Raw genomic sequence first — 12,206 nt, 5'->3', positions numbered from 1 at the left:
AAGGACGACTGACGCTCAGCCGCGACGGAGGATCAGCGCTGCGGCGCCGATGAGCGGCCCTTCGTCGCCCAGGGCGCTGCGCACGACCCGCACCCGCCGGGCGAACTCGAGCACGGCGGCCTCGCGGAGGGCGGTGCCGACGAGCTCGATGTAGTCGTCCGACACGTGCGAGAAGCCGCCGCCGATCGAGATGACGTCGAGGTCGACGAGCGTCGAGGCGTTCGCGAGGCCGATGCCCACGGCGCGGGCCGAGCGCTCGACGGCGGCCCGGGCGATCGCGTCGCCGGCGGCGGCCGCTGCGCCGAGCTCCATCCCTGTCGTGCCCGACCAGCCCTGCGCCCGCGCCCACGCGATGCTCGCCGGACCGGAGGCGATCTCCTCGAGGGTGGTGTCGCCGACGAGCGTCTGGCCGAGGTGGCCGGCGTTGCCCGACGCGCCGGTCATGAGCGCGCCGCCGAGAACGAAGCCGCCGCCGATCCCGGTCGAGACGACGATCGACAGGGAGGCCACCGCATCTGCGGCGGCGCCGATCCACGACTCCGCGAGCGCGAGCGCGCCGCCGTCGTGACCGAGGACCACGGGCACGTCGAGGCCCGCGGCGCGGACGGCGCGGGCGACGGCCGCGGCCAGGTCGAACCCGACGAGCGCGGGCATGTTCACGGGGAGGATGCCGCCGCTCGGGCGATCGACCGGACCGGCGCTGCCGATCCCGGCGCCGACCACCTGGGCGTCCGCCGGCAGCGCCGTCAGCGCTTCGGCGACGACCGCCGCCAGCGCTTCGTCGAGGGCGGCCGGGGTGATGTCGCGGCCCGTGGCCCGGCGCGCGCGCGAGCCGGCGAGCACGGTCCCGGAGGGATCGACGAGCGCGGCGTCGAGCTTGGTGCCGCCGAGGTCGAGGGCGAGGGCGAACGTGGTCACGGGGGCTCCTGGGGGTGTCGGCCGGCGCCGCGTCACTGCGGCGTGGGGATCACGGGGTTCTGGGGATCACGAAGCTCTGGGCATCACTGGGGCTGGAGGCCGAGGTCGTCGAGGTCGATCGCGGCCAGCCACTGCAGCCCGGCGTCCTCGACGGCGGCCTGCGCCCCGGTCTTGCGGTCGACGATGACCGCCACCGCGACCGGCTCGGCGCCCTCGCGACGGAGCGCCTCCACGGCCTTCAGCGCGGACTGCCCGGTCGTGGACGTGTCCTCGACGACGACGACGCGCTTGCCGACGACGTCGGCGCCCTCCACCTGGCGGCCGCGGCCGTGGTCCTTCGGCTCCTTGCGCACCACGAACGCGTCCAGGGGCGCGTCGGTGCGCGCCGACTCGTGCATGACGGCGTTGGCGATCGGGTCGGCTCCGAGGGTGAGCCCTCCGACGGCCACGATGCCGTCGACGTCGCGGATGAGGTCGAGCATGATGCGGCCGATCGCCGGCGCGGCGCGGTGGTCGAGCGTGAGCTTGCGCATGTCGACGTAGTACGACGCCTTCTTGCCGCTGGACAGCGTGAAGTCGCCGTGGAAGACGGCCTCGTCGCGGATGAGGCCGATGAGGGCCTGACGGTCGGCTTCGAGCGCGGGCGTGGAGGCGGCGGTCATGACTCAGAGTCTACGGATGCGGGAACCGCGGTTTTTCACGCGACTTTTCCCCCGCACGCTCCCGCCCGGGCCATAGAGTCGGGAACGTCGCCCCGGCCCGTCCGGCGGGCGGCAGCGAACCCGAAGGAGCACCATGGCCCGTATCGCCGTCGTCGCCGAGCAGCCCGGGGAGACGCGGGTGGCAGCGACTCCCCTGACGGTCGCGAAGATCCGCGCGCTGGGTCACGAGGTGATCGTCGAGTCGGGCGCGGGTGCGGCCTCGTCGTTCCCCGACGCCGCGTATGCCGAGGCCGGCGCCGAGGTCCGCGGGCACGCCGAGGCCTGGGCGGCCGACGTCGTGCTGACCGTGGGTGCTCCGTCCGAGGACGACATCGCGCTGCTGCGCCCGGGCGCGACCCTCATCGGGATGCTGAGCCCCGCCTTCCGTCCCGAGCTGCTGGACCGGCTGGCCGCGCACGGGGTGACGGCGCTGTCGATGGACGCCGTGCCGCGCATCTCGCGGGCGCAGTCCATGGACGTGCTCAGCTCGATGGCGAACATCTCCGGATACCGCGCCGTCGTCGAGGCCGCCCACGAGTTCGGCCGCTTCTTCACCGGCCAGGTGACGGCCGCCGGCAAGGTCCCGCCGGCGAAGGTGCTGGTGGCCGGCGCCGGGGTGGCGGGCCTCGCGGCGATCGGCGCGGCATCGAGCCTGGGCGCCATCGTGCGGGCGACCGATCCGCGGCCCGAGGTCGCCGACCAGGTGCGCTCGATCGGCGGCGAGTACCTGGAGGTCATCGTCCCCGAGGAGCACACGGAGGTCTCCGCCGACGGCTACGCGAAGGCGACGAGCGAGGCCTACGACCGGAGGGCGGCCGAGATCTACTCCGAGCAGGCCGCCGACGTGGACATCGTCATCACCACCGCCCTCATCCCGGGGCGCGCGGCGCCCGTGCTGCTCACCGCCGCCGACGTCGCCGCGATGAAGCCCGGCTCGGTCATCGTCGACATGGCCGCAGCACAGGGCGGCAACGTGGCCGGCTCGGTCGCCGGCGAGCGGGTGGTCACCGACAACGGCGTCGTCATCCTGGGGTACACCGACCTTCCGGGCCGGCTCCCCCAGCAGGCCTCGCAGCTGTACGGGACCAACCTCGTGAACCTGCTGACGCTGCTGACCCCCGGGAAGGACGGCGAGCTGGTGCTCGACCTCGACGACGTGGTGCAGCGCGCCGTGACCGTCACCCGGGAGGGCGCGGTCACCTGGCCGCCGCCGCCGGTGCAGGTGTCGGCGGCCCCGCCCGCCGCCGCGTCGGCGGCTCCCGACCGGCCGGCCGCCGCCGCGCGCACCCCGCTGTCCCGCGGCGCACGGACCGGGCTCATCGTCGCCGGGATCGCGGCGCTGTTCCTCGTCTGCGCCGTCGCGCCGCCCCCGCTCCCGCAGCACTTCCTGGTGCTCACCCTGTCGGTCGTCGTCGGCTTCTACGTCATCGGCAAGGTCGCCCACGCCCTCCACACCCCGCTCATGAGCGTGACGAACGCCATCAGCGGCATCATCGTGGTCGGCGCGATGGTGCAGATCACCGCCGACGACCCGCTCGTCCGGGTGCTCGCGGCGGTCGCGGTCCTGGTGGCGTCCATCAACGTCTTCGGCGGCTTCGCCGTCACCCGGCGCATGCTCGCCATGTTCCAGAAGGGTGCGGGCCAGTGACCCCCGACGTCGCCTCCTCCGTCTCCGCCGGCGCCTACGTCGTCGCGGCGCTGCTGTTCATCCTGAGCCTCGCGGGGCTGTCCACGCACGACACCGCCCGACGGGGCGTCGCATTCGGCATCGCCGGCATGGCGATCGCGCTGGGCGCGACGGTGTGGCTCACCGCCTCCGACGCCTGGGGCACGCCGGGGGCGACGATCGGCCTCGTCCTGCTGGTCGCGGCCGTGCTCGTCGGCGGCGCGATCGGGCTGTGGCGCGCGCGGGTCGTGGAGATGACCGGGATGCCCGAGCTCATCGCGCTGCTCCACTCCTTCGTGGGACTGGCGGCCGTGCTCGTCGGCTGGAACGGGCACCTGGACGCCGGCCACGTCTCGGCGGAGCTCATCGACATCCACCACGCCGAGGTCTTCATCGGCGTGTTCATCGGCGCCGTCACCTTCACCGGCTCGATCGTCGCCTTCCTGAAGCTCTCGGGCCGGATGAGCTCCCGGCCGCTCATGCTCCCGGGGAAGAACATTCTCAACGTCGGGGCCCTCGTCGCGTTCGTCGCGCTCACCGTCTGGTACGTCGTGACGCCGTCGATCTGGCTGCTGGTCGCCGTCACCGTGCTCGCGCTCGCCCTGGGCTGGCACCTCGTGGCGTCGATCGGCGGCGGCGACATGCCGGTGGTCGTCTCGATGCTCAACAGCTACTCCGGCTGGGCCGCCGCCGCGGCGGGCTTCCTCCTGAACAACGACCTCCTGATCGTGACCGGCGCGCTCGTCGGCTCGTCGGGCGCGTACCTCTCGTACATCATGTGCAAGGCCATGAACCGCTCGTTCCTGTCGGTCATCGCCGGCGGCTTCGGCATCGAGGCACCGCGCTCGGGTGACGAGGAGCACGGCGAGCACCGCGAGATCGATGCCGAGGGGGCGGCGGAGCTGCTGGCCTCCGCACGCTCGGTCATCATCACGCCCGGCTACGGGATGGCGGTCGCCCAGGCCCAGTACCCGGTCGCGGAGCTGACCTCGGCGCTGCGGGCGCGCGGCATCGAGGTGCGCTTCGGCATCCACCCGGTCGCCGGCCGGCTGCCGGGGCACATGAACGTGCTCCTGGCCGAGGCGAAGGTGCCCTACGACATCGTGCTCGAGCTCGACGAGATCAACGACGACTTCGCGGGCACCGACGTGGTCCTCGTGATCGGCGCCAACGACACGGTCAATCCCGCCGCCGCGGAGGACCCGGGCTCGCCGATCGCCGGCATGCCCGTGCTCCACGTCTGGGAGGCGCGCGACGTGATCGTCTTCAAACGGTCGATGGCCTCGGGGTACGCGGGCGTGCAGAACCCGCTGTTCTTCCGCGAAAACGCCCAGATGCTCTTCGGCGACGCGAAGGACCGCGTCGACGACATCCTCCGCGCCCTCGCCTCCTGACCCCGCGCCCTCGCCCGAGCCTCGCCCCTCGCCCCCTCGCCGAGCCGACACGCTTTCACCGAGCCGACACGCCCCGCGCGGTACGCGACGTGTCGGCTCGCACGCGACGTGTCGGCTCGGGCGGCAGGGGCAGCGTCAGCGGGGGGCGCGGGCGAGGAACGGGTGCGGCCAGGCGCCGAGCGCCAGCACGGCCAGCACCACCTGCGCGAGACCGGCCACGAAGTAGACGCCGTGCAGCGGCGACCACACGAGCATGATGGCGATCTCCACGAAGATCCAGATCATCATCACGAGTCCGGCGGCCGCATGGAGCCCCGCGGCGAGCGCGTACCGGCGGTGCTGGGCGACGAGTGCGAGGGCCTGCGCGCCGCCGACGACCACGCCGAGGATCACCCCGGGCCACGCATACGAGTCGAACACGCTGTTGTCGATCCACTCGTGCGGCAGCCCCATCCCGCCGCCGATCGTGAGCCCCGCCATCCCGATCAGGGCGGAGACCAGGCTGAACCCGGCGACGACCCGCAGGCCGATCGCGACCCACCGCGGTGCGCGCGTCATGCCCCGACGGTACGCGCGGGCGGGCCCGCCGTCATCGGCCGCCCGCCGTGACTATCGGCGTGCGGGAGCGTCGGCGGCGGCCAATACGCTGGATGCATGCGCCTCGCCACCTGGAACGTCAACTCGATCCGTGCCCGCGTCGCCCGCACCGTGGAGTTCGCCGTCCGCGAGCACATCGACGTGCTGGCGATGCAGGAGATCAAGTGCAAGCCGGAGCAGTTCCCGTACGAGGAGTTCGAGGCGGCCGGGTACACCGTCGAGGCGCACGGGCTGAACCAGTGGAACGGCGTGGCCATCGCGAGCCGGGATCCGATCGAGGACGTGCAGATCGGGTTCCCCGGCATGCCCGGGTTCGCGAAGGGGCACGACGGCCCGGATGCGCCGCAGGAGGCGCGCGCGATCGGCGCGACGATCGGCGGCGTCACGGTGTGGAGCCTGTACGTCCCGAACGGCCGCTCGCTCGACGACCCGCACTACCGCTACAAGCTCGACTGGCTCGAGGCGCTGCGCGGATACACGGCCGATGCGCTCACCGCCTCGCCCGACCTCGCGCTCGCCCTGACGGGTGACTTCAACATCGCCCCGACGGATGCCGACAACGGCGACCCGACCGTCATCGAGGGCGTCACGACGCACGTCTCGCCGCCCGAGCGCGCCGCGTTCCAGGCCCTCCTGGACGCCGGTCTCGCCGACACCGTCCGTCCGCTCGTGCCGACGGGATACACCTACTGGGACTACAAGCAGCTGCGCTTCCCGCGCAACGAGGGCCTCCGCATCGACTTCATCCTCGGCTCGCACGCGTTCGCCGACGCCGTGACCGGCGCGGCGATCCACCGCGAGGAGCGCAAGGGCGAGATCCCGAGCGACCACGTGCCGGTGGTCGTCGACCTCGACCTCGAGGGCGCGGACGACGACGACCGTCCGATGATCTTCTGACCCGGCTCTTCTGATCCGATCACCTGAACCGAGGGAACTTCTCGCTCCGGTCATCAGCTGATGCCTACGGCGAGTCATGTCCCAGATTCGGTCGATCTAGACGGGGTGAAGCCACCGAAAGTGGGACAACACTCAGCCAAAGTGGGACAAGGCGGGACGGTTGCAGGCTGCGACCGGCACCGGCGGGACCGTGATCGCGCCGGTGGGGAATCAGTCGCGCGGGTCGATGTCGGCCAGCCGCGGCCGGCCGGCCGGGCCGTAGCGCAGCAGCACCGCACCGGTGCCGGCGACGAGCGGGGGCTCGAGCAGGGCGAGCCGCGCGGCCTCGACGCCCTCGGGGAAGACCCGCTTCCCCTCGCCCAGCACCACGGGGAACACCCACAGATTCAGGACGTCGAACAGCTGCGCGTCGAGCAGGGTGCGGGCGAAGTCCAGGCTGCCCACGACGTGGATCTCCCGGTGCCTCTCCCGCAGCGCCGCCACCTCGGCGAGGGTGTCCGGGCCGAGCTGCTCCGACCCCTGCCACTCCAGCGACGGCCGTCCGCGTGAGGCCACGTACTTCGGCACGCTGTTGAACTTCGCCGCGATGGGGTGCGCAGCGCCCTCCCCGTAGGCGGGCCAGTAGGGCGCCCAGATGTCGTAGGTCCTGCGGCCCAGCAGCAGCGCGTCGAGCGCGTCGATGCCGGCCATGATCTCCGCGCCGACCACGTCGTCGGTCACCGGGCCCTGCCAGCCGCCGTAGCGGAAGCCGCCGGAGGTGTCCTCCTCGATGCCGCCCGGCGACTGCCCGACGCCGTCGAGCGTGCTGAAGATGTCGATGTGGATGCGCCCGGTCATGACCGGCTCCTTTCCCGCACGCGCGCCGCCCGGTCGCCCGCGGCGGAGGTCAGACGGCGCGCGACCGTCGCCAGTCGCGCGTGAAGCTCGTGCCGACGGCGAACATCGCGATCCCGAGCAGGCCGAGGATCGGGGCGAACCACCAGAACGGGAAGCCGCCGCCGCCGTCCACGCCCCAGGGGACCATGCCCCGCACGGTCCAGGTCACGGCCAGCACGACCGCGATCACGACGAACACCGCCCCCGCCGTGTCGGCGACGACGGCGCCCACGAGCGACATCGTGCGGCGCGCCCTCGGCTGCTCTGCCATGACCAGACAGTATCGGCTCGGGCGGGCGGGTCGCTAGGAGTGCGTCCGAGTGACCGATCGTGTCGCGCGCGTCATGCCCACCGGTCGATGAGCTCGCGCAGCGCGTCGAGGAAGCCCGCGAGGAACTCGCGGGTCCCCTCGCTCGCGATCGAGCCGTCGTCGGCGAAGAAGCCGTCGCCGACGCGGATGTACGCCTCGGGCACGCCGACGAGAGGGACGCCCTGCGACGTGAGGATCGACTTCAGGTGCGCCTGCGCCACCGCGGTCGACACGGCGCCCTTGGTGGCCCCGATGACCGCCGTCGGCACGCCCGGCAGCGAGGACGCTCCCCCCGGACGGGTCGCCCAGTCGATCGCGTTCTTCAGCACGCCGGGGATCGAGCGGTTGTACTCCGGCGTGACGATCAGGAGGCCGTCGACGTCCTCGATGGCCCGCTTGAACTCCCAGCCCACCTCGGGGAAGTCCTTGTCGAACTGGGTGCCGTAGAACGGCAGGTGCGCGATCGGGATGTCGACGAACGTCAGCCCCGCCTCCTCGGCCAGCGGCGCCAGCCCCTCCGCCAGCCGCCTGTTCAGCGACGCCTCCGATGCCGATCCGACGATGACTCCGACGCGATGGCCCATCCTGTGCCTCCTGACGATCTGCGGTCCCCCCATCCTGTCAGCCGGTCCGCCGGGTGGGGCCGGCTCCCCCTCGCGGGGGATGCCGCCACCATCTCTCCCCCGTAGCGTGGAGGGATGACCGCCAACGCTCCCCTGCGCGCGCTCGCCGACCCGCAGGTGCGCCGTGACCTGTGGCTGGCCGCCGGTCTGTGCGTGGCCGCGATCGTGAGCGCCTGGCTCGGCCAGGTCGCCGGCTTCTACGGCGAGGAGTCGCCGCCGTTCACGTGGGCGCTCCTCTACGCGGCGGCGCTGACGCTGCCGCTCGCGCTGCGTCGCCGGGCGCCCGAGATCGTGCTCGTGGTCGTCGCCGTGGCGTTCTTCGTGGGCGTGACCCTGCGCATCCCCGAGGTGTACGTCGCCAACGTCGCCCTCTTCCTGGCGATGTACACGGTGGGCGCGTACGTCGCCGATCGCCGCCGGGCCACCGTCGTGCGGCTCCTCGTCATCGTCGGCATGTTCGTCTGGCTGCTGGTGACCACCTTCCAGACGGCCACCGACCCCAGCGACGACGGCCTGTCGCGCGCGGGCCTGTTCTCGCCGTTCGCAGCGTTCATCCTCATCCAGTTCCTCGTCAACGCCGCCTTCTTCGGCGGCGCGTACTTCTTCGGCGAGCGCGCCTGGGCCGACGCGCAGGCGCGCCGCGTCCTCGAGGAGCGGACCGTCGAGCTCGAGCTCGAGCGCGAGCGGACCGCCGCGCAGGCGGTCGCCCTCGACCGGGTGCGGATCGCGCGGGAGCTTCATGACGTCGTCGCCCACCACGTCTCCGCCATGGGGGTGCAGGCCGGGGCCGCCCGGGCGGTGCTCGACCGCGATCCCGAGGCCGCGCGCGCCGCGCTGTCGGGCGTGGAGGACTCGGCGCGGGGCGCCCTCGCCGACCTGCGGAACCTCCTCGATACGCTGCGCACCCCGGACGCCGAGACCGCCGGCGACGCCGCCGGGGCCTCGACGCTGCGGCTGACCGCGCTCCCCGAGCTCGTCGCGCATGCGGCCGCGAACGGGCTGCCGACCGAGCTCACCGTCGTCGGCGAGCCGGTCGCGGCGTCGGAGCTCGTGCAGGTGAACCTCTACCGGATCGCCCAGGAGGCGCTGACCAACGCCCGCCGCCACGGCGGTCCCGATGCCACCGCCGACGTTCGCGTGCGCTACGGCGCGGAGACGATCGAGCTCGAGATCGCCAGCACGGGGGCCGTGCGCGGCGGGGGCCGGCCCGGCCTCGGTCTCGTCGGCATGCGCGAGCGCGCCACCGCCTCCGGCGGCACGCTGGAGGTCGGACCGCGCCCGCGCGGCGACGGCTGGCTCGTGCGTGTGCGGGTGCCGGCACCGCAGGCGGTGGGAGCACGATGACCGACGTGCGGGTGCTGCTCGTCGACGACCACGCCGTCATGCGCGCGGGGTTCCGGATGATCCTCGAGAGCCAGGACGGCATCGCCGTCGTCGGCGAGGCGGCCACCGGGGTCGAGGCGGTCGCCGCGGCGCGGGACCTGTCCCCCGACGTGGTGTGCATGGACGTGCAGATGCCCGACATGGACGGGCTCGAGGCCACCCGGCGGATCGTCGCCGACCCGGCGGTCACGGCCTCCGTCGTCATCGTGACCACCTTCGACCGCGACGACTACCTCTTCCAGGCGCTCGCCGCCGGGGCGAGCGGGTTCCTGCTCAAGAACGCGGGACCGGAGGAGCTCATCGCCGCGGTCCGCGTCGCCGCCGACGGCGACGCGCTGCTGGCCCCGGCCGTCACCCGGCGGGTGATCGAGAGGTTCGCGGGCGGCTCGTTCGCCCCGTCCGCCGGTGCGTCCGCGTCCACCGCCTCGCCCGGTGGCGCCGACGACGCCGGCGCGGCCGCGGACCTGACCGAGCGCGAGGCCGAGGTGCTGAAGCTGCTCGCCCAGGCGCTCAGCAACGCCGAGATCGCCCAGCGGCTCTTCATCGGCGAGGCGACCGTGAAGACGCACGTCTCGAACGTGCTGCAGAAGCTCGGCGCCCGCGACCGCGTCGCCGCCGTGGTGTACGCCCACCGCCACGGTCTCGCCTGAACGCCGCCCCTCGTCCCCCACGGGGAGGAAAGAGCGATCTCCCCCGGGGGGTGGAGGCGCCCGCCGACCCGCCTGCCTAGCGTGGAGGCAGAGGGTCGGGAGCGGCCCGCCACCTGAGGAGGAGCGCATGCTCGAACTGAACGGGATCACCAAGAGCTACGGCGGACGCCGTGTGCTCGACGACGTCGGGTTCCACGTCGCGCCCGGCCGGCTCACCGGCTTCGTCGGGGGCAACGGAGCCGGGAAGACCACGACGATGCGCATCGTGCTGGGCGTGCTCGCTCGCGACGGCGGCACCGTCACCCTGAACGGCTCCCCCGTGACGGCCGCCGACCGCCGCAGCTTCGGCTACATGCCGGAGGAGCGCGGCCTCTACCCCAAGATGCGCGTGCTGGAGCACATCGTCTACCTCGCCCGGCTCCACGGCTTCTCCAAGCCCGACGCCACGGGCCGCGCGACCGCGCTCCTCGAGGAGCTGGGGCTCGGCGAGCGCCTCACCGACAACATCGAGACGCTCTCGCTCGGCAACCAGCAGCGCGCGCAGATCGCCGCGGCGCTCGTCCACGACCCGAAGGTGCTGATCCTCGATGAGCCGTTCTCGGGCCTGGACCCCCTCGCGGTGGACGTCGTGGCCGGCGTGCTGCAGGCACGCGCCGCCCAGGGCGCGGCCGTGCTGTTCTCCTCGCATCAGCTCGACGTCGTTGAGCGGCTCTGCGACGACCTCGTCATCATCGCCGGCGGCACGATCCGCGCCGCCGGCACCCGTGACGAGCTCCGCAGCCAGCACGCCCAGCGGCGCTTCGAGCTCGTGTCGGCCGGTGACGCGGGGTGGCTGCGCGACGAGCCCGGGATCGAGGTCCTGGAGTTCGACGGCGGCTACGCGCTGTTCGACGCCGACAGCGACGAGTCGGCGCAGCGCGTGCTGCGCCGAGCCGTCGACACCGGCGACGTGGCGAGCTTCTCGCCGCGGCATCCCTCGCTCGCCCAGATCTTCAAGGAGGTCATCCAGTGACCGCGTCCGCCCCGTCCTTCGCCCAGAGCGTCTGGCTCGTCACCGAGCGCGAGATCGGCTCGAAGCTCCGCAGCAAGGCGTTCCTCATCTCGACCGGGATCCTCTTCGTGATCGCGCTGGCCTCGGTGCTGTGGGGCGGGTTCACCGCCGGCAGCGACAGCCGCATCCCCGTGGCGGTGACGCCCCAGACCGCGAGCGCGCTGCAGCCCTACGGCGACGCGGTCGAGGTCACCGAGGCCGCCGACGCCACGGAGGCCCGCGAGCTCGTCCGCTCGGGCGACGTCGACGCGGCGCTGATCCCCGGCGGCGCCGATCCGTTCGGCTTCACCGTCGTCGCCGACGAGTCCGCGCCGGGCGGCCTGCTCCAGCTGCTGAGCATCACTCCGGCGGTCGAGCTGCTCGACACCGGCGGCGTGGACTGGGCGCTGCGCTACTTCGTCGCCCTCGGATTCGGGCTCATCTTCTTCATGGCGGCGCTGACGTTCGGCTCCACGATCGCGCAGAGCGTCGTCGAGGAGAAGCAGACCCGCGTGGTCGAGCTGCTCATCTCGGCGATCCCGACGCGGGCGCTGCTGGCGGGCAAGGTGCTCGGCAACACCATCCTCGCCATGGGGCAGATCATCGGACTGGCCGCCATCGCGATCGTCGGGCTGACGGTCACCGATCAGGGGGCGCTGCTGACGGGCCTCGGCGCGCCGCTGGTGTGGTTCGCCGTCTTCTTCCTCTTCGGGTTCATCCTGCTCGCGTCGCTGTTCGCGGCCGCCGCTGCGATGGTCTCGCGGCAGGAGGACATCGGATCGACCACGACGCCGCTCACGTTCCTCGTGATGGCGCCGTACTTCCTCGTCATCTTCTTCAACGACAACCCCGTCGTCATGTCGGTCATGTCGTACGTGCCGTTCTCCGCCCCGGTGGGGATGCCGGTGCGCGTCTTCCTGGGCGAGGCGCAGTGGTGGGAGCCGCTCGTCTCGCTGGCGATCCTGCTCGCGACCTGCGCGCTGGCCATCGTGATCGGCGCCAAGATCTACGAGAACTCGCTGCTGCGGATGGGCGCCCGTGTGAAGCTCGCCGAGGCGCTCAAGGCCTGAGCAGGCGCGGCGTTTCGTCTCTGCGTTTCGTCTCTGCGTTTCGTCTCTGCGTTTCGTCTCTGCGTTTCGTCTCGCTTCGCTCGCTCAACGA

The 12,206-nt window shown here is 72.7% G+C and carries 13 protein-coding genes; 7 read left to right on the top strand and 6 right to left on the bottom strand.

Going from position 1 to position 12,206, the window contains the following annotated elements; genetic code table 11:
• Nucleotides 1-15 precede the first annotated feature (15 nt).
• Both QQZ13_RS10335 and pyrE read right to left on the bottom strand, forming a co-directional pair.
• Complete coding sequence (locus QQZ13_RS10335) at nucleotides 16-918, bottom strand: ROK family protein (RefSeq protein ID WP_284528972.1); 903 nt, start codon at nucleotides 916-918, stop codon at nucleotides 16-18.
• Between the two features lie 83 nt (nucleotides 919-1,001).
• Nucleotides 1,002-1,580 (bottom strand): orotate phosphoribosyltransferase, encoded by a 579-nt coding sequence (gene pyrE / locus QQZ13_RS10330; RefSeq protein WP_284528971.1) that lies wholly within the window; start codon nucleotides 1,578-1,580, stop codon nucleotides 1,002-1,004.
• Nucleotides 1,581-1,713: 133 nt separating this feature from the next.
• On the opposite strand from pyrE, the gene QQZ13_RS10325 reads away from it, so the two are divergent.
• Nucleotides 1,714-3,267 (top strand): Re/Si-specific NAD(P)(+) transhydrogenase subunit alpha, encoded by a 1,554-nt coding sequence (locus QQZ13_RS10325; protein WP_284528970.1) that lies wholly within the window; start codon nucleotides 1,714-1,716, stop codon nucleotides 3,265-3,267.
• Nucleotides 3,264-4,679: a Re/Si-specific NAD(P)(+) transhydrogenase subunit beta gene (gene pntB, locus QQZ13_RS10320; protein WP_284528968.1), complete on the top strand. Its 1,416-nt coding sequence runs from the start codon at nucleotides 3,264-3,266 to the stop codon at nucleotides 4,677-4,679. The genes QQZ13_RS10325 and pntB overlap by 4 nt, the downstream gene beginning before the upstream one ends.
• A gap of 135 nt (nucleotides 4,680-4,814) precedes the next feature.
• Here pntB and QQZ13_RS10315 read toward each other — a convergent pair whose 3' ends face one another.
• Entirely contained in the window at nucleotides 4,815-5,237 is a 423-nt protein-coding gene (locus QQZ13_RS10315) for a hypothetical protein (RefSeq protein WP_284528967.1), read from the bottom strand.
• Between the two features lie 96 nt (nucleotides 5,238-5,333).
• Between QQZ13_RS10315 and QQZ13_RS10310 the strand changes: the two genes are divergently transcribed.
• Nucleotides 5,334-6,173: an exodeoxyribonuclease III gene (locus QQZ13_RS10310; RefSeq protein ID WP_284528966.1), complete on the top strand. Its 840-nt coding sequence runs from the start codon at nucleotides 5,334-5,336 to the stop codon at nucleotides 6,171-6,173.
• A gap of 210 nt (nucleotides 6,174-6,383) precedes the next feature.
• Here the strand turns inward: QQZ13_RS10310 and QQZ13_RS10305 are convergent, their stop codons facing one another.
• The 3 genes from QQZ13_RS10305 to QQZ13_RS10295 form a co-directional block, all read right to left on the bottom strand.
• Nucleotides 6,384-7,010, bottom strand: a complete 627-nt coding sequence (locus tag QQZ13_RS10305; protein WP_284528964.1) for a dihydrofolate reductase family protein — start codon at nucleotides 7,008-7,010, stop codon at nucleotides 6,384-6,386.
• 49 nt (nucleotides 7,011-7,059) lie between these two features.
• Nucleotides 7,060-7,320 (bottom strand): hypothetical protein, encoded by a 261-nt coding sequence (locus tag QQZ13_RS10300; protein ID WP_284528962.1) that lies wholly within the window; start codon nucleotides 7,318-7,320, stop codon nucleotides 7,060-7,062.
• Nucleotides 7,321-7,391: 71 nt separating this feature from the next.
• Nucleotides 7,392-7,943, bottom strand: coding sequence for an NADPH-dependent FMN reductase (locus tag QQZ13_RS10295; RefSeq protein ID WP_284528961.1), 552 nt, complete (start codon nucleotides 7,941-7,943; stop codon nucleotides 7,392-7,394).
• A gap of 114 nt (nucleotides 7,944-8,057) precedes the next feature.
• Here QQZ13_RS10295 and QQZ13_RS10290 point away from each other — a divergent pair, with 114 nt between their 5' ends.
• From QQZ13_RS10290 to QQZ13_RS10275, 4 genes are all read left to right on the top strand, one after another.
• Nucleotides 8,058-9,326 carry a sensor histidine kinase gene (locus QQZ13_RS10290; protein WP_284528960.1) on the top strand — a complete coding sequence of 423 codons (1,269 nt, stop codon included), beginning with the start codon at nucleotides 8,058-8,060 and terminating at the stop codon, nucleotides 9,324-9,326.
• Nucleotides 9,323-10,015, top strand: coding sequence for a response regulator transcription factor (locus QQZ13_RS10285; protein WP_284528958.1), 693 nt, complete (start codon nucleotides 9,323-9,325; stop codon nucleotides 10,013-10,015). Before QQZ13_RS10290 ends, QQZ13_RS10285 begins: the two co-directional genes overlap by 4 nt.
• A 127-nt stretch (nucleotides 10,016-10,142) precedes the next feature.
• On the top strand, nucleotides 10,143-11,027 hold the full coding sequence (locus QQZ13_RS10280; RefSeq protein ID WP_284528956.1) for an ABC transporter ATP-binding protein: 885 nt from the start codon (nucleotides 10,143-10,145) through the stop codon (nucleotides 11,025-11,027).
• Nucleotides 11,024-12,115 (top strand): ABC transporter permease, encoded by a 1,092-nt coding sequence (locus tag QQZ13_RS10275; protein WP_284528955.1) that lies wholly within the window; start codon nucleotides 11,024-11,026, stop codon nucleotides 12,113-12,115. The genes QQZ13_RS10280 and QQZ13_RS10275 overlap by 4 nt, the downstream gene beginning before the upstream one ends.
• The last annotated feature ends 91 nt before the right edge of the window (nucleotides 12,116-12,206 follow it).

Source organism: Microbacterium sp. T2.11-28 (assembly GCF_950097975.1).
Lineage (GTDB): Bacteria > Actinomycetota > Actinomycetes > Actinomycetales > Microbacteriaceae > Microbacterium.
Note: the sequence above shows the minus strand (reverse complement) of the source record. Positions and strands in the feature narration are given on the sequence as shown.